The 20913-nt window shown below is 44.2% G+C and carries 16 protein-coding genes and 1 tRNA gene; 5 read left to right on the top strand and 12 right to left on the bottom strand.

What is annotated here, in order from left to right:
• Positions 1-72 precede the first annotated feature (72 nt).
• Complete coding sequence (locus PSE7429_RS23645; RefSeq protein WP_009627487.1) at positions 73-516, bottom strand: hypothetical protein; 444 nt, start codon at positions 514-516, stop codon at positions 73-75.
• 83 nt (positions 517-599) lie between these two features.
• Positions 600-1334 (bottom strand): orotidine-5'-phosphate decarboxylase, encoded by a 735-nt coding sequence (pyrF, locus tag PSE7429_RS12125; RefSeq protein WP_009627486.1) that lies wholly within the window; start codon positions 1332-1334, stop codon positions 600-602.
• 66 nt (positions 1335-1400) lie between these two features.
• Between pyrF and PSE7429_RS12120 the strand changes: the two genes are divergently transcribed.
• Positions 1401-3959, top strand: coding sequence for a mannose-1-phosphate guanyltransferase (locus PSE7429_RS12120; protein WP_009627485.1), 2559 nt, complete (start codon positions 1401-1403; stop codon positions 3957-3959).
• Positions 3960-4290: 331 nt separating this feature from the next.
• Positions 4291-4362 (top strand) — tRNA-Gln (locus tag PSE7429_RS12115).
• Between the two features lie 107 nt (positions 4363-4469).
• Here PSE7429_RS12115 and gloB read toward each other — a convergent pair.
• The 10 genes from gloB to PSE7429_RS12065 all read right to left on the bottom strand — a co-directional run bounded on the left by gloB (position 4470) and on the right by PSE7429_RS12065 (position 14143).
• Complete coding sequence (gene gloB / locus PSE7429_RS12110) at positions 4470-5246, bottom strand: hydroxyacylglutathione hydrolase (protein ID WP_009627484.1); 777 nt, start codon at positions 5244-5246, stop codon at positions 4470-4472.
• 45 nt (positions 5247-5291) lie between these two features.
• Positions 5292-5753: a salt stress protein, Slr1339 family gene (locus PSE7429_RS23640; RefSeq protein ID WP_009627483.1), complete on the bottom strand. Its 462-nt coding sequence runs from the start codon at positions 5751-5753 to the stop codon at positions 5292-5294.
• Positions 5754-5931: 178 nt separating this feature from the next.
• Positions 5932-6534 (bottom strand): vWA domain-containing protein, encoded by a 603-nt coding sequence (locus tag PSE7429_RS12100; protein WP_009627482.1) that lies wholly within the window; start codon positions 6532-6534, stop codon positions 5932-5934.
• A gap of 112 nt (positions 6535-6646) precedes the next feature.
• Positions 6647-9079 (bottom strand): GH36-type glycosyl hydrolase domain-containing protein, encoded by a 2433-nt coding sequence (locus PSE7429_RS12095; protein WP_009627481.1) that lies wholly within the window; start codon positions 9077-9079, stop codon positions 6647-6649.
• Positions 9080-9157: 78 nt separating this feature from the next.
• On the bottom strand, positions 9158-9763 hold the full coding sequence (locus PSE7429_RS12090) for a Uma2 family endonuclease (RefSeq protein ID WP_009627480.1): 606 nt from the start codon (positions 9761-9763) through the stop codon (positions 9158-9160).
• Between the two features lie 187 nt (positions 9764-9950).
• Entirely contained in the window at positions 9951-10388 is a 438-nt protein-coding gene (dut, locus tag PSE7429_RS12085) for a dUTP diphosphatase (RefSeq protein ID WP_009627479.1), read from the bottom strand.
• Between the two features lie 27 nt (positions 10389-10415).
• Positions 10416-12155, bottom strand: a complete 1740-nt coding sequence (locus PSE7429_RS12080; RefSeq protein WP_009627478.1) for a serine/threonine protein kinase — start codon at positions 12153-12155, stop codon at positions 10416-10418.
• A 46-nt stretch (positions 12156-12201) separates the two neighbouring features.
• The gene (locus PSE7429_RS12075) at positions 12202-12723 is read right to left on the bottom strand and encodes a DUF4330 domain-containing protein (RefSeq protein ID WP_009627477.1); all 522 of its coding nucleotides are present in this window, start codon (positions 12721-12723) and stop codon (positions 12202-12204) included.
• Positions 12724-12887: 164 nt separating this feature from the next.
• Positions 12888-13505, bottom strand: a complete 618-nt coding sequence (locus PSE7429_RS12070; protein ID WP_009627476.1) for a DUF2059 domain-containing protein — start codon at positions 13503-13505, stop codon at positions 12888-12890.
• A 17-nt stretch (positions 13506-13522) separates the two neighbouring features.
• On the bottom strand, positions 13523-14143 hold the full coding sequence (locus tag PSE7429_RS12065) for a cofactor assembly of complex C subunit B (protein ID WP_009627475.1): 621 nt from the start codon (positions 14141-14143) through the stop codon (positions 13523-13525).
• A 285-nt stretch (positions 14144-14428) separates the two neighbouring features.
• Between PSE7429_RS12065 and PSE7429_RS12055 the strand changes: the two genes are divergently transcribed.
• The 3 genes from PSE7429_RS12055 (at position 14429) to PSE7429_RS23630 (ending at position 20671) form a co-directional block, all read left to right on the top strand.
• Positions 14429-15646, top strand: a complete 1218-nt coding sequence (locus PSE7429_RS12055) for a DUF790 family protein (protein ID WP_009627474.1) — start codon at positions 14429-14431, stop codon at positions 15644-15646.
• Positions 15647-15966: 320 nt separating this feature from the next.
• A complete protein-coding gene (locus PSE7429_RS23635) occupies positions 15967-17526 on the top strand; it encodes an adenylate/guanylate cyclase domain-containing protein (RefSeq protein WP_009627473.1) in 1560 nt (519 codons plus the stop codon).
• Between the two features lie 484 nt (positions 17527-18010).
• Positions 18011-20671 (top strand): adenylate/guanylate cyclase domain-containing protein, encoded by a 2661-nt coding sequence (locus PSE7429_RS23630; RefSeq protein ID WP_009627472.1) that lies wholly within the window; start codon positions 18011-18013, stop codon positions 20669-20671.
• Positions 20672-20913: the final 242 nt, after the last annotated feature.

Genomic DNA, 20913 nt, shown 5'->3' with positions numbered 1-20913 from the left:
CGCCTTCTTATTTGGTTTAACCCCAAAGATGGGTGGCGGCGCTTCGCGCCGCCACCCATCTTTGGGATTTGACTATCTTTTATTTGCAGTTAATGCCTCAAATTTTTTCTTTTGTTCGGGTGTCAGCATCGCCACCAACTGCCTTCTGTGATCGACCAGAAGCGCCCCTATCGTCTTCTTTTGATCGGCAGTCAAATTTAATGTTTTTAAAACGGGAACAAATCCTTGTCTAGCTTTTAAACCTGTTTCCAGCTTTTGGCGTTGTTCGGGAGTCAGATTTTGGGCAACTTTCTTATAGGTGTCCGTAGTAATAGCAATTAGTTTCTTCTTCTGATCGGCTGTTAGATTCAGTTGTGCTAAGACCTCCGATTTTACAGAATCATCTTCAGCTTTAACATATCCCTTAGTTTGCGTGATTGCAGTCCATCTCTCAGCATTAGCAGGCATAGCTTTTAGGGCAAAGCCCGAACTCAAGAGAACAAGCGCGGTGAGGATAAGGGAATTTAGTTTTTTCATGTTTATTTAAATGAATTAACGAATGAATTAACGATCGCTATGGGAATTCAGTGAGCTTGGCTATAAGTGAACTTGGCTATAGTTTAGACGCATTCTTGGCAAATTTGTTCCCATGCTGCGATGGGATCTACTGCCGCTGTAATTGGGCGACCAATGACTAGATAGTTAGCACCAGCAGCGATCGCTTGCCGAGGAGTCATCACGCGACTTTGATCGCCAATTGCGGCTCCGCTCGGGCGCACCCCTGGAGTCACCAAGCAAAAATCATCGCCTAATAGCGATCGTAGTTTGGCAGCCTCATGGGGAGAACAAACGGCTCCCTGTAAACCGCTCGATCGTGCCAACAAAACCATCTGGGAGACATATTCAGGGATCTCTAAACCAACCTTGAGATCGTCGGCTAATGCTGTCGCCGAAATACTGGTTAAGAGCGAGACTGCTAAAAGTTGCGTTGACGAGTCTTGAACTTCCGCTTGCGCAGCTTGCATCATTGCCCTACCGCCCGCTGCGTGAATTGTTAAGAAATCTGCACCATATTTAGTAGCAACTCGACATGCTGAGGCAACGGTATTGGGGATGTCATGGAGCTTTAAATCGAGAAAAATCCGTTTGTTACGGGTCTTTAGTTCGCGTAAAACCGTAACGCCATCGGCTATAAACAGCTCCAGTCCTATTTTCCAGAAATCCACCTCTGGTAAGCGATCGCACAAATTAATGGCTTCCGCCGCCGACGGTACATCTAGCGCCACAATAATTTTGGTAGAGATTTTGGTAGAGATTTTGGTGGGGATAGCTTCAGGATTAAGGTTTATTTTCATTGCTTTATCGCAAATTTGAACGATACTAGAGCCTAATCCTATTACGTATTGACGTTCGGAGGATCTATGCGCGCAGTATTGATGGCAGGCGGGTCGGGAACAAGACTACGTCCGCTCACATGTGACATGCCAAAACCTATGGTCTCGGTACTAAATCGACCTATTACTGAGCATATTCTCAATTTATTAAAACGTCATGACATTCGTGAAGTAATTGCCACTTTGCATTACCTGCCTGATGTAATTCGAGAACATTTCGGTGATGGCTCCGATTTTGGCGTAAATATGATGTATGTGGTTGAGGAAGATCAACCGCTGGGAACCGCTGGCTGTGTTAAAAACGTAGAAAGCCTTTTAAATAGTACTTTTCTGGTAATCAGCGGCGATAGCATCACTGACTTTGATCTGACCGCCGCCATCAAATTTCATCGCGCCAAAAAATCTCAAGCTACCCTGATTTTAAGGAGAGTAAGCGATCCGATGGCTTTTGGGGTGGTGATTACCGATGAAGAAGATCGTATTAAAAGGTTTCTAGAGAAACCCTCAACGAGTGAGGTCTTTTCCGATACGGTGAATACAGGTATTTACATTCTGGAACCTGAAGTTTTAAATTTTTTACCCGTAAATCAGCCAAGCGACTTTTCTAACGATCTATTTCCCCTGTTGCTTGCCAAAAATGTACCTATGTATGGCTATATCGCTAGTGGCTATTGGTGCGATATTGGTTCCCTCGATGCCTATCGGCAAGCCCAATATGATGCCATCAGGGGAAGAGTACATCTAGATATGGACTACGTGCAGCTACGGACAGGGCTCTGGATTGGCAAACATACGGTCATCTCGCCTACGGTGCAGATCGAACCACCTGTATTAATTGGTAGCAACTGCGCGATCGGCGATCGCACTAAAATTTCCGCAGGAACGATCATTGGCGATCGCGTCACCATTGGGGCTGATTGCGATCTCCAGCGACCGATCGTGGGCAACAGCGCCATGATTGCTGAGGAATGTCATCTCTGGGCCTGCACGATTTCGCGCAACGTGCGGGTTAGTAGAAGAGCCCATGTGATGGAGGGAGCCGTTGTTGGCTCTAACTCAGTCATTGGGGAAGAGGCGAGAGTTTTTCCCAATGTGCGGATTTGGCCGAGTAAGCATGTGGAAGCAGGCGCAACCCTTACCACAAACTTAATTTGGGGGGCGATGGCATCACGAAACCTATTCGGACAATATAGTGTATCTGGGCTCGCCAATGTGGATATTACGCCTGAATTTGCCGTCAAGCTGGGTGCAGCCTATGGTGCAACCCTACGCCCCAATTCCCATGTGATGGTATCGCGAGATCAGCGGACGATCTGCCGAATGCTGACGCGATCGCTAATTTCAGGGTTAATGTCCGTCGGCATTAATGTGGAGAACCTCGAAGCCACGGCAATTCCCATCTCGCGATTCATTGCGCCCAGTTTAGGCGTTGTCGGTGGTATCCATGTGCGCGTCCATCCCGATCGCAATGACTGTGTAACGATCGAGTTTTTGGATAGTAATGGCATTAATATCAACAAAGCGACGGAGAAAAAGATCGAGGGAACCTTTTTTAAAGAGGACTTCCGCCGCGCCCGTATTGAGGAAATTGGGGAAATTAGCTATCCCACCCGCGTACTGGACTATTACAACACTGGGTTTGCCAAAAACATTGATGTAGAATCAATTCGTTTTAGCGATTGTAAAAAAATTGTCATTGATTACGTCTATGCCGTGTCAGGGGCAGTCTTACCAAGGATTTTAGGCAAATTTAGCACCGATGTCGTCGTTCTCAATGCCAGCCTCAATGAGGTGGCTCCCGCTCCCGTGGATCGCGAAAAAATGTTGACCCAACTAACCGATGTGGTCAAGGCGGTTAGAGCCAACTTTGGAGTACAGGTCTTTGCTAATGGCGAAAAGTTTATCTTGATCGATGAATTGGGTAAGCCCATCCGCGATGAGATCCTGACGGGTTTAATGGTGGAAATGGCTCTGATGTCACAATATGGCGGCACTATAGTCGTTCCTGTCTCCGCCTCAGGCATGGTGGAATTAATCGCAGAGCGTCATGCGGGCAAAGTGATCCGTACCCGTGCTAATCCCACAGCGTTAATGGCAACCTGTCATAGTCATGAGGGGGTAGTGCTGGGAGGCTCGGCTGAAATGGGATTTATCTTCCCGCAACTGCACCCAGGATTTGATGCCATGTTTAGCATTGCCAAAATTATGGAATGGATTACGCTGCAAAAGCGATCGCTATCGCAGGTACGGTTGCATTTACCCCGTTGTCATTTTCGGAAGCAGCTAGTGCGTTGCCCTTGGAGCATCAAAGGCACGCTCATGCGCCACCTAGTCGAATCCTATGGGAGAGAAAAGGTAGAACTGATCGATGGGGTAAAGGTTTTTTATAGCGATTTTGACTGGGTTTTGGTGTTGCCCGATGCTAGCGATCCCCTCGTCCATGTTTTTGCCAATGGTTTCGATACCCCATTCAGTAACGGACAAGCATGGGCGGAGCAACACCTCCAAGATGTTTGCAGTCATATTGAAGGATTTTGTAAATTACAGATTGCTCTGTCTAAAGATTCTGTTCTCCTTGACAACTAATACCAAGTTAAGAAATGGCTACGCCATTTCTTAACTTGAAAACCCTTATACCAATTCCCAAAATGGCAACGCCATTTTGGGGATCTCAAAACCTTACTGGGGTTGGTGTTTAATTCACAAAAGTGTTGTCACACTTTCGGCTTTATACCAAGAAAATGGCGGCGCTTCGCGCCGCCATTTTCTTGCTGGAGCTATGTCATAACGCAGGATTTGCATTGTCCTATAAAAAAGTTGTGGCAATGGGTTGACAAAACCCCATATACCTTTGCTATAGTAAGTACCGCGCAATCAAAGAGATTTGAAAAACGCACCGATACTGTAAGAGACACAATGGGGTGTCGCCAAGTGGTAAGGCAGCTGGTTTTGGTCCAGCCATTCCGAGGTTCGAATCCTTGCACCCCAGTTAAAAATTAAAAGTTAAAAATTAAAATATAAAAAAGCTCCTCTTTAAGGAGCTTTTTTATTCAAAAAACACAATTGGCAGCGCTTCGCACCGCCAATTGTGTAATTCTAACCAGCGAAATTATCCTTTTGTCCGCGAATTCTGGCAAAGACGCGATCGGGAATATCAATTCCTGCCGATCGCTGAATTGCGGGCGCATCCCAACGCACAAAGGGATTAGTCCGCTTTTCTAAACCAATCGTGCTGGGAACTGTAGATTCGCCCCTTTGCCGCATGGCTGTCGCAGTGACCATCCTCTCTTGTAAATCAGGATTCTCGCCATCAACGGTTAAGGCAAACTTGAGATTACCCAAGGTATATTCATGGGCACACCAAACGCGAGTATCGTCAGGCAATTGACGCAATTGGTTGAGGGATTCCAGCATTTGCGCGGGAGTGCCTTCAAATAATCTGCCACAGCCTCCTGCAAATAAAGTATCTCCGCAGAATAATTCACCACCTTGATCGCCCACCGCAGGAAAATAATAGGCAATATGCGCGTAAGTATGCCCAGGAACAAAAAATACTTCCGCTGCGTGATCGCCAAAGGTCACGCGATCGCCACCTTTGAGAAATACTTGCTGATGGGGAATGCGATCGCGATCTTTTTCGCCACCATAGACAATTGCATCGGGAAATTTTTTAATGAGCGCATTATTGCCCCCGACATGATCGCCATGGTGATGGGTATTAAAAATGGCAACTAAATTTGCGCCTAGTTCTTCTAACTTATCTAAGACTGGCTCGGCAACCGCAGGATCGACGACTGCGGCAGTATTACTGGCAGGATCGTGCAAGACAAACACGTAGTTGTCACTTAAAACTGGCAGACGATAGATGTGCATAGGATCAATACTTTAGTTGGGTAAATCTTAAAAAAGCTATTAGCTCTATTTTGCAGCAATCAAAGCGATCGCTGCTTCTAAGCGCGACGGATAGTTCTTTGCAAATTCCTCAAACCATAAGCCCTCACCTGATAGGGGATCAAGCTTTTTGAGCCATTCATTCGCATGTTGAGTGAATTGTTCGCGATCTTTAGCTTTTTGGCGATCGGCTACCTGTTGTAAGTCATGATTAATCGCCTGACTTGAGACAGGTTGACCTTGCCGTATATCAATTTCAGGCTCTATAGCCTTAGATTCATTTGGTGATTTATTTCGTAAATCCGCCAATAATCGATCTAGAGAGCTTAGATTTGTTGCGATCGCCGACTTTGCAGGCTTGGTCAAATCTTGATTTGATAAATCTTGACTTCCTAAATCTTGACTTCCTAAATCTTGACTTGCTTTTTTAGAGTCGGAAGATTGGTATTTAACTTGCAGATCTGTGAGAATGGATTCAAGAGATTCCATTGGATTTATATTGTTGGTTTATATCGGTTGTCCAATTACAGCACATTACGCTCAAACCCAAACCAAGGAAATTTTTGAAAGCTTTGCGAGGTAACGCTTTCAAAAATTTCTTTGTGGTTCGTTTGATCGATAATTGCTGTAAGCATCTAGGAAGCTGATGTTATTTCCTACGTAAACTCTAATCATTAATTGCACTCAGCAATACTTCTGCTAAGGTCATATCTTCCATATCGTTAATGGTGATAGTGTCCACAATATCGAAATTAGCACCAATGCTCTGTAACTTATCATCAAGGGCTTTTAGAAAATCAGTAGCGCTTGCATCAGAACCGACTTGAATAAAGGAAATGGCAAGTTCCTCATCAGAACTCATGCGACGAGTCGCTTCAATAATGACTTCAAACACCGAACGGCGATCGTCTGGCTCTCCGTCAGTGATTACTAAAATAGTTTCGCCAGACTTAACTTGACCCGCTTTTTTGCGCTGAAAGAAATTATTAATCGCATCTTGCAAAACAGCAGTCAAATTCGTACCACCCATCGGATCATTCTCTTGGAAAATCTGCTCAACCTTCGCCGCAGAAACATTATCGTATCGCTTAAACTTCCCTGAGAACAAATATACCGTAATTCCATCTGAATCGAGCTGATCACATTTACGTGCAAGGGCAAGTGTCGATTCCTTAACTGCCTCCCATCGACTTTTGCCAGTGCTTCTGTCAATGTTTGACATGCTGCCGCTTTTATCGATAATTAATGTATAGTCGCGTTTGTCTAGCATATAAGTTTTGCAAGATTGTGAACTAACTAAGATTATATCTCAACAGTCTCAAGAGACTGTAGACAACTAATAAAGAGGACGCTTTGCGTCCTCTTTATTAGTTCATTATTGGTTAAAGATGAACTGCGATCGCTATCTCCTCTCCTTCATACTTCGCAGGGTCGATAAACTTCCCTTCTACAATTTCACCATTCACAGTCATCTGTTTAACTTCGCTATGATTAGTCACAGTGAGCGAGAGAGTCTTGCCACGAAACTTTCGCTTTGCCGTAAATCCAGTCCATTCACTTGGAATTTTTGGATCGATGATCATCCCTGTAAATGTGGGTTGGAATCCTAAGATGTAATCAATACCAATGCGGAGCATCCATACGGCTGTACCTGTGAGCCATGAATGGCTTGCCTGACCTTGGGTTTCATGATCGGGACTGGTGACATATTCAGGATAGACGTATGGCTCAGTTTCAAAGCGATCGCATTTCGCCTCAGTCGCCTGTGAGGAATTAATCGGCATCATGCGGCGATAGATGTCCCAAGCAAATTCCGTATCACCATTGAGAATAGAAGCTAGCACAAACCAAGAGGAAGCGTGGTTAAACACTGCACCATTTTCTTTCTTTCCAGGAACGCAACGACTGATTAGCCCGACGGTATCATCAATTTCCGTAAAAGATGGCGCGACGATTTGCATTCCAAAGGGAGTAGCTAAATATTCACGACTGCTTGCCATCGCTTTATCGGCGCGATCGCTTGGGGCAAGCTCAGAAATCACCGCCCATGATTGGGCGTTGAGGAAGATTTTGCCCTGAGTTGCACTCGATACACCAATCGGCTCACCATTGTCACGGAAGGCGCGTAAATACCATTCCCCATCCCAACAGACATCATTAGTCACTTGGCGCAAATGCTCATAGAACTTTTGGAAGCGATCTAATGCGGCGCGATCGCCCTGTTGTTCGCAGACTGGTAAAGATTTTTTCAGCACATACCCCAAGAAAAATGCGCCCCAAGTGGTTTCGCCTTTGCCCTGTGCGCCCACATGGTCGAGGGTGTCATTCCAATCACCTGTGAAAATGCGTGGCATTCCTCTCTCGCCTGTATTAGCGATCGCAAAGTCCAGCGCTCTCACCAAATGCTCATAGACTGAGCCTGAAGTCTCATCATGATAAGGAACCACTTCTTCTAAAATCGAGAAATCACCCGTTTCCTTGAGATATTCCACAATGCCAAAGGGAATCCACAAAGGCGTATCGGAATGATTTGTGCGTTCTCCCGTATTCGTCAGGACAAAATAATTATGTAAAGTGGAACCATCCTTAAATTGGAAGTTTAATGCCTTAATTAATCTTTCTCTCACTCGTACAGGATCAACCATCACCACACCGAGAATATCCTGAAAGCGATCGCGCATTCCTGTCCCAAACAGCAATCCACCGTGATAATAGCCCGAATTTCGCGCCATATCAAAGGTTACCGCCGCCTGATACTGATTCCAGACATTGATCATCGCATTAAAGGCTTCGTCAGGTGTTTGCACCTGTACACAGGAAAGATGATCGTCCCATTTTTGTCTAAGCTGTGCGAATTGGCGATCAATAATTTCTAGGCTTAGATCCCCCCCAGCCCCCCTTAATAAGGGGGGAGAAGAAAATTTACCCCCCTTATTAAGGGGGGGGATCTCTTTTGGGGCAATCTCCAAAGTCACCGCAAAATCTACAGCACTATGCGCCGCCAAGCTAATCTTCGACTGCAAAGCCACCACAGGATCACCCGCTGTAATCTCCATATTCTGCATCACTCCTGTTTCTACCGCCAGAGGATTTGCTTCCGATCGCCATCTGCCGATAAATGTATCAAGACTGCTATCAAAGCCCGCGATCGGCAAATTTTGCGAAAAATAAATTTGATACTTCCAATCAATATTTGGTTGCTTAACGGAAACTCCCTTATTCAAAACCCAATAGCGACGAGTAGCCACTAATGCTTGTAACTCTCGATCAAAATGAATATCGGTGAAATGCTTATCATTCGGTTGATTGATTTGATCATTGAGAGCATTGCCCATCAATAATTCCAAAAATGAATAAATCTCTAAATCACGGGTTTGTCCTGAAAGTTCCGTTAACTTCACGCGCCAAACTTCCGCATTGGTATCTGTTGGCACAAAGTAAGTGATTTCCCCACGAATTCCATTTATCTCCGTGGTGATTTTGGTATATCCCTGACCGTGACGACATTCATAGAAATCATATTTTAAATCAATCGTCGGAGCCCAACTCAGTGACCAATATTTCCCCGTAGCGCTATCTTTAACCATTACATAACGTCCAGGACGATCCCAAGGTAGACAGTTATAGCGCATTCGGCTAATGCGGTTATCCCGTGGCGATTCCAAAAAGCTAAAGCCACCACCTGTATGGGAAATTAGCCCTGCATATTGGCTATTCCACATATAGTTAAACCAAGGGCGCGGGGTGCGCGGATCTGTAATCACAAATTCCCGATAATCTTCGGTGTAATAGCCGTATTGGTTTGCGATCGCCACGATGAAAAATATTCCTATAGATGATAGTTATTACTCATTGAACCACAGACTGTATATACATCTATAAGCGATCGCAACTTAAATTTTAGTTGGAGTCATTTCAGGAGCATCATCATTATGCAGTTCCAAACCTCTATAAATTTGGTTGATTGCAAAGATAAGATTGATACTTTTTAGCTCGATCGTATCTCCCTCTTTGTAGTTAATAATTATCCATTCCCCGTTATCTTTTTTATGATAGAGGTCTATTTCAATGCTAGTGGAACTAACTAATAGATAGTCTTGTAATATTGGATTTTCCCTATATAGTCTAAATTTCCCGCCGCGATCATAAGCTTCTGTGCTGGGTGATAAGACTTCAACAATTAGAGATGGATAGGTGATGTATTGAGTAGTGGTTTTGTCGCGATCGTCACAGGTGACGGTGGCATCAGGGTAAGTGTAGTTCTGAGATATTGCACTTTTAACCCGCAGGTCTGAGTTGCCTACATCGCAACTACTACCATCTAGGTGATTAGAAAACAAAGTAGTAAATCTTACTGCAATTAAGCTGTGATTTCGGCTACCGCCACTCATGGCATAGACTTGCCCTTCAATATATTCGTGTTTATGTAGTTGCTTTTCTTCCCAAGCAAAGTATTCTTGGGGAGTGAGTTGAGGAAAGTTTTCTCTAGCCGCAATCATATTTTTTTAGGGATAAGAAATTTTTTATATTTTAATCGATTTAATCGATCAAATTCACATCATCAAACGAAATGTAGAGGTTGAGCATTTGCGTCACTATCTCTCAACTTCCAATATCCCAGCCGTAGAAATTCACCGTATTCTATCTAAAGTGGTGCAAAGCACCACCCATCCTTTTTTTGCTTCGCTATTTCAGTCCCGTACTACCAAAACCGCCAGTACCGCGATCGCTAGATCCTAAGACACCTTCAACATAATCCGCTTGAACTACCGTTTTTAATACTAACTGCGCGATCTTTTGCCCTTTAGTAAAGGTGTAAGGTTCCTTACCAAGATTAACTACTATCACTTGAATCTCGCCGCGATAGCCAGCATCAACTGTACCAGGAGAATTGAGAACCGTAATGCCATGTTTCAAAGCCAAACCACTCTTAGGACGCACTTGGATCTCATAGCCAAGGGGAATATCCACAGCCAATCCCGTCGGAATGGCCGCACGATCTAGGGGTTGGAGCGTAACTTCGGCAACTGCATAAACATCAGCCCCCGCATCGCCAAGATGAGCGTAACTAGGTATCTGAGCCTCTGGATGCAGCTTTTGAAAATTGATTTTTATATTTTGCATTTATATTTTGCATTTATTAGAAATTAATTAGAAAGTGAGATTAGGCGTGGGATTAGTTTTGGATGGTTCGGGGGCTGGCTGATTGGGATTTGGCACTGGTGATGGTTCGGGCGATTTTGGTGATGGAGTAGGACTGCTACTCGGAGATGGTTCAGGCGATCGCGTTGGTTCTATGGGGGGGGCGGTGGGGGAAGTACTGGGTGTAGCGGTGGGTTTATCCGTGGGCGTAACTGATGGACTAGGAGTTGAAATTCGCGTCGGAATTGGTTGTGGTTTTACAGGAGCTTCTAACTTAACGTCAAGTCTATAGGTAGTTTCATTCGTGCCCGTGGTTTTAATTTTGACATAGTAAACTCCATCCTTTTTTAGTCGCCCTTGCCAATATCCAGAGGCATTATCGATCGCTTTACGGTCGAGAGCAACTTGATCGTCACTCTGGATCGTCATCTGTAGATCGGCTCCCGATAAAGAAACCGTAAGTAACTCATCTTTCCCGCCATTAAAACGGACATTAACGACTTGCCCCGATGCGATCTTCTCGCTACTGAATCCCTGTTCGAGGCTATCATTAATCGACTTAAGATCGAGACTAGTATTGATGTTTGTTACATTTACTGCGCTGGGTGTGGCATTAGGAGAAGCGATCGCCGACTCGGTGGGATTGGTCGTCGTAACACGGTTGCGACCAAAGAAAAATGAGGTAACAGCCCAAGAACCAAGCCCCGCAACGAGAATGATTAAAATGCCGAAAAACCAGTTAACTCCACCACCATTGCCTGAATTCGACATATTTTCATTACTGTTTCCATAGCTATTGTCAGGATTACGGTTATTTCCACCAGCTAATACCGTTCTTTGGGGCAAGGTCGCCGCCACCTTGGATGTAACTGGTCGCCCCACCGCATAGGTCTTTGCCCCCGAAAAAGATGCTTGTGCAACCTGTAGAGCCTGTATCACTTCGTCAGCAGAGCGATAGCGATTCGTGGGTTTATAGCTCAACATTTGGTTGATTACCCTTGCAAAGGCAGGATTGACATTAGCAAATTGTTGCCAATTCCAAGCCAGATTGATGCTGTCAAACAATTCCGATGGCTCACGTCCCGTCATCAGAACGATGGAAGTTACGGCAAGCGCATAAAGATCGCTATTGGCATAGGCATTCCCCGATTGTAATTGTTCGGGCGGTGCGTAGCCAGCCTTACCTGCCACCGTTGAGGCAGGAATGCCCATCTGTGAGTTAAGTTTGGCATTGGTTTCTTGAACTACGCCAAAATCAATCAGCACGGGCAAATTATCCTGCGATCGCAACATTAGGTTTTCGGGAGAGATATCACGGTGGATAATATTGTGGCTATGTAAATAGCTCAATACAGGCAAAAGCTGCTGCATCAGGGAGAATATCTCATTCTCTGAAAATGTCTGTCCCGTCTTGAGCCGTTCGAGCAATAAATTGCGGTAATTTTTACCCTCTACATAGTCCTGTACCAAGAGTAACCTTCCCTCAGACTCAAAGGTAGCGCGAAACTCTGGCACTTGGGGATGACGAATTTGATAAAGCACCGAGGCTTCGCGCCGAAAGAGTTCCTTTGCTTTTTCCGTTACCTCTTGCGAATCTTGAGGCGGAATAAATTCTTTGAGTACACAGGTTTCATTAAAGCGCTCTAGGTCTTGTGCCAAATAGGTTCGCCCCATGCCACCCTGCCCAATCGTCGATCGAATAGCATAGCGACCTTTAAGAACAAAACCTTGAGGAAATGAGGGTTGCATTTTGGATAATAGGTAATTGGTGATAGGTGGTAAACGATTTACAAAATTAATACCTTACTGCCATCGCACTCCCACGAATCAGGTATTTAGAACCTTCAATATCAATGGATGTTCCAACCTTAACCTTTTCGTTGCCAAATACTACGCCATCATTAGTAACTCTGGCAGTTGCCTCAAGGGTGAGGGCGAGATCTGACTGAGATGTGGATACTGCACGGGGATCGTCAAAAAATACCGCCGTTCCATCGGCTTTAGCAGCGACCACTTTGGGCGTAGAAATGTCAACTTTTTTGATCGTAACTTCGCCCCGAGGTTGGTTGCGGATAATGATGTTAACTTTATCGCCAACTTTGATCAGATTGCGCGGATCGGTTGCACTTAAGCCCCTTACGTTCATATCTACCTGAACGGTTTTATTTTCGGCAGATAACATTTGGGCGATCGAGTTGCCGCTATTACCAGGAACGAGGAGTAAGCCGATCAGGACAATCAGGATCGTCGCGATCGCCCCGATGTCAAGAATGCTTAGTTTGCCAAATAAACGACCCTGCCGATCTAAAATTGCCATGCGTATTTGCTGATATAACAGTTGAAATATTGTTAAAGGTGTGATGAAGCGACAAAAGCTCTCAGCATTACAGTATAGCAACCGTTAAGACGATTAAAATATAAAACCCAGAGAGCTAGAGCCTTCTTACCTTTTCCCGATTATTTTCCCGATTAGTTAGCCGATCATTTTTGCGGTATTGCATTCAATAGCTCTTCCGAAATGATTTCGGTCATGATGCTCGACATTTTGGGCAACAAAATTTCGTTGGTGCGGCGCATGGACTCACTAAAGATCTGTGGCATCAGCCCGATCGTTTTTTTGCCTGTTTCCGATTTATAAAAACCGATAATGTCGCGCAATTCCGACTCGGTAAAATATTTATCGTAGACGGGATAGGAAATCTGCTCAATTAATTGATCGACGTTAATTTTTTTGATTACCCGATCGCGATATTTGATCGCTATCCTTGATACAGTGTCGTTGAATTGTTTCTGGACTTCGGGACTATCGCTATTGAGAGAGGGGATCTTTTTAATGACTGTGGATATGAGTTTTGGCAACTCGGCTCTCGCCATATTATCCATGACCTGCTGAGCAGTTTTGCTAGATTCGGTAATTTCGAGCAACTCTTTAATTAGGGCGCGTTTTTCCGATGAAATTAGCTCTGGTGATTTATCTGGAGCTTTATCGCTGTTTTCCTGAGCAACTTGGGCGATCGCTGTCAGTCCATAGGCTGAAGTAAATGCGCCGAGGCTAAGCAGTAACGCGAGGGCAATAGTCGGGCAAATGCGATTTAGCATAACGATAATTGGTTAAGTTACTTAAGTTGGCTGAGATTATAGGTTAGTTTGTCCGCGATCGCCGCAACCCAATTTTCATCTTGCTTGGTATAACTACGGGGAATATTTGCGCCTAAAACCATGACTCCTTTTTCTCCGAGAGGTTGCACGATCGCTCCCTGCGTATTTTCAGGTAGATAGTCAAACTCCACCCGTCCTGGATAAAGTTCTAATTTGACTAGATAAACGGGCTTTTGGGTTTTCATTACTCGCTCAGCGATCGCGCCAATATTTACGCGATCGCTCTTGCCCAAAATTCCCCTACGCAAGATGGTCTGGCGATCGTAATAAACTACCACGGTCTTAGTCACGGTATTAGTCAGTAAAATATGCGATGACCAAGCCAGTTCGGTTTTGACCGCATCGGTCAGCGAGTCCGCCATCTCAAAGCCTTCTTCTCCAACTAAAGTCACAGCATCGGGGGGCTTTGGTTGCACCTGTTGCCATAGCAGTCCGACCAAAATTAAAACTGCACTCAATAAAACCCCCAATGCATCAGCCCTCGACTGGCTAGAGGTGAGATTTAAAGTCACCATGCGGTTGGCTAACAAACCAATTCCGCCCAATGTCCCCACCACAAGGGGCAAGTATCGAATCATTTTTACTCCTACGCTAACTACCTTAGAAATCTTACTCCCTTCCCAGTGAAGAATTAGACAGCGCAGCTTACACAACAGTTTTTAACTATGCCGAACTACTTATTTTTAAATTGTGTCTGAACAGTTGAACTGTCATAGAATTAATGCTCTTGACGATAAGTAGCTGGGCATAATTAAGACCCAAAATCAAAAGCTGTAGCGCACGCACAGCATGCGCTACAGCTTTTTGGATTTTAATTATGCCCATTAGATAGCCTGTTCTTTTAGCATTGTCCAGCAAAATTTATGTTGCCTAGCGAACTCTTGATGCATCGGCTGAATGGCGAAACTGTCATTCCTAAGCGATTAAAATTAGATGATAAGACTCAGGCGATCGCTACAGAATTAATCGCTATTTTTGAAACATGTAAGGGGCAATCACAAGGTGAACTCGATCGCCAATTGCAAGAAATGGAAGGAGATACGCCCGATTATCGGGTAAAGCGGGGATTAGCGCATATTCTCAAATCAAGCTTTAGCACCTTTGAAATCCTTAGTCCCTTGGAACCGCAGGAATTGCGCCGCCGCGTATTTGAACTTGCAACGCAAGTCATTCCTAGTCAACAAGCCACAGCAGAAACTTTAGCAAAACTTGCCGATCAACTCACTCAAGAACTCAATCGGGAAGTATTTCCTTCACAAATCGCTCAAGGGCTTTATGCTGACCTGATCGAGAACCGCATTCTGACACAATTTGACAAGCCAACTGCTGAAGATTTAATCCATCGTTATAATCTCTCGCAAGTGCAAGGAATTTTCTATCGAGCCAGTCATATGACTCTCAAGGTGCATCGCAACGATCCAGGAGAGTATAAGCTTCTGTTTCGCTATCTCAAGCTATTTCAGTTAATGTCCTATATCGAGGGGGATGTGGATTATGGCTTTACGATTACCGTCGATGGGGCGACGAGTTTATTTGGTACGAGTACTCGCTATGGTTTGGCGATCGCCAAACTTCTTCCTGCCTTGTTACATGTTACGAAATGGAGCCTGCAAGCCACATTAGTTGAAAAAGATCCCTATTCTAAAAAGAAGCGGACGGGACTATTCACCCTTGATTCGGAATGCGGTTTAGTCAGCCATTACCCTGCGGGCAAAATGTATGACAGTGCGATCGAGTCGTCCTTTGCGGAGCGTTGGACCGATTTAAAAACGGAATGGAAATTGGAAAGAGAGGTCGATCTCATTCCCATTCCTGGGAGCGTGATGATTCCTGATTTTCGGTTAGTCCATCCCGATGGACGCAGTTATTTATTGGAGATCGTCGGCTATTGGCGACCAGAATATTTACGCAAAAAGTTTTCACAGGTAAGTCAGGCAAATTGCGAGAACTTGATTTTGGCGATTTCCGAACGGCTTAATCTCGAAAAGGCTGGAGTCAAGGTGAGCGAGAATACTGGGATGACATTGTGGTTTAAGGATAAGCTTTTGCCCAAAGCAGTTTTGCAAGCGATCGAGCCATAATACCAAGTTACAGCGCTTCGCGCTCAAACCCAAACCAAGGAAATTTTTGAAAGCGTTGCTTTGCAACGCTTTCAAAAATTTCCTTGTGGTTCGTTTGATCGATAATTGCTGTAAGAAATGGCTACGCCATTTCTTAACTTGGTATTTAGATGCTTAGCCATTTTTTCGCTTAGGTCAAAGAAAGTGAGAATTATCTAGTCAGCAATTGTGCGAATTGACCCCTTTAAGCGATCGAGATAGCATGATGCAATATTTTCCTTTGCAGGAATAAAACTCTGCTATCTAATCATCTTGTCAAACTTTTACAAAACAAGCTGCTAATGGTTACTTTGGCGGTAACTATTGGTGTACAAACGATCGCGATCGCGGCGATCGCCAAAAACTGGTTAGATAACAGACTAAATATCAAGTTAGCCACCCGCACCCCCAATTTAAGTACCCTAGATATTCCTACTCTCGACCATCCCCTAGAAATTATTTCCAATCGTTGGCTCGTACTTGCCATGGCGATCGCTATTGCGAGCATCTTGGGGCGATCGCTAGTAATAACTTTAAATCGACTCAAACAGTCCAACAAGGAATTAGAGTCACTCATTCAAGAAAAGACCAATGAGCTAGATGCGTCCAAATCTTCCTTGCAGAGGACCAATTTTATTTTGTCCCGTCGGGAACAACAGCTCCGCAAACAGCAGAACGTGTTATTTGATTTGACCAAGGATCGCGCCATCAATCAAGGAGACTTTATTGTTGCCGTCCAAAATATTACCCGCACGGGATGCTATGCCTTAAATGTCGAGCGTGTCAGTATTTGGCTATTTGATAAAAACAAAACAGTTTTGCATTGCCTCGATCTCTATCAAAAAAGCACCCACATCCATAGCGAAGCTGATGTTTTAACCGCCGCTGCATACCCTAGTCTATTTAAAGCAATATTAGAAAATCGCAGCGTGGCGATCGAAGATGTGCAGGAAGACCCAGTGCTTCAGGAACTGGTCGTCTCCTACTGTATACCCTTGAATGTTGTTTCAGTTCTATTATCCCGATTTGAACTGAGCGGCGAAGTCATGGGCATAATTCTATTTGAACATACGGAAATCGAGCATTTATGGATCGAAGAAGAAATTAGTTTTGCTCATTCCCTATCGGATTTACTCGCGCTCAGTTTAGAAGCGCAAGAGCGACGACGAGCAGAAGAGAGCTTAAGATTTGAACAAAAAAAATCTGAACGGCTACTGCTCAACGTCTTGCCCCAAGAAATTGCCGAGCGACTAAAATCAATCCAATCGATGACTAAAGTCCATTTGAAAACCAGCGGCACCATTGTCGCCGATTCCTTTGAAGAAGTTACGGTTTTATTTGCAGATATTGTCAATTTTACGGAATATGCGGCTTCTATCTCTGCTAGCGAATTAGTCAATGTCCTCAATGATATTTTTTCGGAATTTGACCATCTAGTCGAGCAGTACGAGCTCGAAAAGATTAAAACCATCGGTGACTCCTACATGGTAGTAGGCGGATTACCAGTGCCAAGTAAAGATCATGCTGAGTTGATCGCGGAAATGGCATTACAGATGCAAACCGTAATCCAGAAATTCAAGCGTTCGGATGGAAGCGTTTTTTCTTTGCGCATTGGGATTCATACGGGTCAGGCGATCGCAGGGGTAATTGGGACAAAAAAGTTTATCTACGATCTATGGGGAGACACGGTGAATGTCGCGAGTCGCATGGAATCTTACGGACTAGCGGGCTGCATTCAGGTAACTGAAGCCACCTACCAACTTTTAAAAACCAAGTATGTTCTTGAGGAGAGAGGGGCAATTAATATCAAAGGTAAAGGAGAAATGATCACCTATCTTCTTAAAGGAAAGATCATAATTTAGAGGATAAGTAGTTCGGCATAATTAAAATCCAGCTCTAAAACCTGCGGCGCAGCGTACACCACCCCCTAAAGATGAGTAGCGGCGCTTCGCTCCGCCACTCATCTTTAGGGGGTTTATGTCCTAGCTACTCCCTTCCCACTAAAGAAATAGACATATAATACCAATTCCCAAAAGTGTGGCTACACTTTCGGGAATTGAAAACCAAACCCAGTAAGGGTTTTAAAATCACAAAATGGCGTAGCCATTTTGTGATTTGGTATAAAGCCAAGAAATAGCGGTACGGGGCTTTGCCCCGCAACGCTATTTCTTGACTGGGAAGGGAGTATCTCTTACGTTGATATATTCATTAGATATATAGGGTTAAGACTGCTATTGTAATGGAATCTCAAAATACCGTAAATTGACTTCAGACAACTGAAAACAACTCTTAAAAAGCCTGCGCTGGATTGCTTATTTCCATAGTCAGCCAAATTTGTTATATATCATGCTTAAAATCCCCGATACACCACAGTTGTTTGCCAAATTATTTAAAAATATCCCTTTAAAGGTTATTTTAGTTGTACCTTTTGTCGTACAGATTTGTATAACGGTTGGTGTAGTCGGAACCTTCTCATTTCGGAACGAACAACAAGCGGTGGGTGAATTGGCTACCCGTCTCAGTGGCGAAGTTAGCGATCGCATAAGTACCAAACTCGATAATTATTTACGCATCCCGCCCCAAATCAACCAAGCTAATGCTAATGCAGTGAAATTGGGAATGTTAAACCTAGAGAATTTTCAACAAACTGGGCACTTCTTTTGGAAACAGATGGATTTATATAACGTGGGATATATAAACTATGCTGCGGACAGTCAAGAATTTATTGGGGCTGAGCGAAAAAACGATGGCAAGATATTAATTACTGAGACAACCTTAGCAAGGGGCATTACCAAGACAGCTATTTTCAACACCGATAGTGAAGGGAATCGCCAAGAGCCGCCCGAAGTTATGGAATTACCTAAGGATGTGCGGCAAGAATCTTGGTATGCCGATGCGGTCAAGGCAGGCAAACCCACATGGACGAAGATCTATCAATGGGATAGTCGCCCTGAAGTTTTATCTATTTCCCATAGCTATCCCCTCTACGATCGCGATCGCAAGTTAATTGGCGTACTGGGAGTTGATTATATCCTCACCCAAATAAATATCTTTTTACAAGACTTAAAGACCGATAATTCCGAACGTATTTTGATCATTGAGCGTTCAGGATTAGTCGTCGGAACCTCAAGCAACGAACGAATTTTCTCCATTATTAATGGCAAACCTCAGCGCTTGAATATTCTCAATAGTAACGATGTCCTATCTCGATCTGCGGTCCGCTATCTCATCAAAGAATTTGATAATTTTAATTTTATTCAAGAAGAATTAAAACTAGAACCAAACTTAGAAGGAGAGAAGCAATTTATTCGGGTGCAGCCTTGGCGCGATCGCGATGGTCTAGACCTGTTGATTGTCGTGGTGCTCCCCGAATCGAGCTTTATGGAGCAGATTAATAGTCGTCGGCAATTCACCATCTTATTTTGCCTCGCCACCTTGGGGGTAGCGATTTTAATTGGGATGATGACGGCTCGTTCGATTACAGCTCCATTACTCAATCTCAGCGGTGCATCCCAAGCGATCGCCGATGGCGATCTCGATTCTAGGGTATTGGTAAAGGGCACAAGCGAAGTCAAGATTCTATCTGAGTCCTTCAATCGCATGGCAGAAATGCTTACGGAATCCTTTAAACGACTTGAAAAAGCCAATATTGAATTAGAGTCGCGAGTACAAGAAAGAACTAGCGAACTGGCTAACTCGCAGATATCTCTGCAACGGAGTAACTTCCTATTACAGCGTCGTGAACAGCAACTTCGCAAACAACAAAAAATCCTGATCGATCTCACCAAAAATAAAGCGCTTAACTTGGGGGACTTTATCATTGCCGTCCAGAATATTACCGCTACAGCCAGTCATACCTTGGATATCGAGCGTGTCAGCGTCTGGCTATTTGACAATGCTAAGACCAAATTGCATTGCCTCGATCTCTATATCAAAAGTGTCAATATCCATAGCGAAGCAGAGTTTTTAGATGCGGATAAATTCCCCATCTTTTTTGCGGCAATCCACGAACATCGGAGTTTGGCCGTAGAAGATGTACAGGATGAAGCAGTTTTAGTCGAGCTATACCAAGACTATCTCCACCCCTCTAGGATTGTCTCTCTACTAGTATCCTCCTTTGATATTGCGGGGGAATTAACGGGCATCTTGATGTTTGAACAAACGGAAGTAGAACGGCTATGGATGCTAGAGGAAATTAGTTTTGCAAGTTCTTTATCAGAGTTGTTATCTTTAGGTATGGAGGCGCAAGAACGTCGCCGCGCCGAGGAAAATTTGCGGATTGAGCAAATACGCTCGGAAAGATTACTACTCAATGTTTTACCCAAAGCGATCGCCGAACGACTCAAATCCTCAGCTCTCTATAATTCCAACAATATCACCCTTAATAGTTCTGCGAATAGTTCTGCGGAAATTTTATCAAGTTCCATTTCTAAGTTAAAAACACGCGGGACGATTGTGGCGGATAGTTTTGATGAAGTAACAGTTCTATTTGGCGATATCGTGGGATTTACCGAATTTGCGGCTTCGGTATCTGCGGATGAACTGGTATATATGCTCAATGAAATCTTTTCTGAATTTGATCGTCTTGTGGATCGCTACAACCTAGAAAAGATCAAAACCATTGGCGATTCCTATATGGCTGTGGGTGGGCTACCCATTCCCCGTGACGATCACGCTGAAGCGATCGCTTCCATGGCACTAGAAATGCAGAAATCTATTAGTCAATTTGTCCGCCCCGATGGCAAGCAATTCAAGCTAAGAATTGGGATTCATACGGGTAAAGCGGTGGCAGGGGTTATCGGCAAGAAAAAATTTATTTACGACCTGTGGGGAGACACGGTAAATATCGCTAGTCGGATGGAGTCCCACGGGCTTCCAGGCTGCATCCAAGTGACAGATACGACCTATCAAATTTTGAAAGACAAGTACCAATTCGAGCCCAAGAGAACCATTGAGATCAAGGGTAAAGGGGAAATGGTGACATATTTGCTAACGAACGAACTTTAGAAACCATTTAAGAATTACTTTCTGCGGTCAAAAACTCTAAGAGATCCCCCTCAATCCCCCTAAAAAAGGGGGAAGAATTTAATTCTCCCCCCTTAAAAAGGGGAGCTGGGGGGATCTATCCAATTCTTAAATGGTTTCTAAATTATCTATGACTTCGACTCCGCTCAGTCAAAGTTAGCTGAGCGGAGGCGAAGCTAGATAAATGGGTGGGACATTTTTTATCCGCAAAAGTCTAAGCAAAG

The sequence above is a fragment of the Pseudanabaena biceps PCC 7429 genome (genome assembly GCF_000332215.1).
GTDB lineage: Bacteria > Cyanobacteriota > Cyanobacteriia > Pseudanabaenales > Pseudanabaenaceae > Pseudanabaena > Pseudanabaena biceps.
The sequence above is the reverse complement of the archived record's forward strand: the minus strand, read 5'-3'. Positions and strand labels throughout refer to the sequence as shown.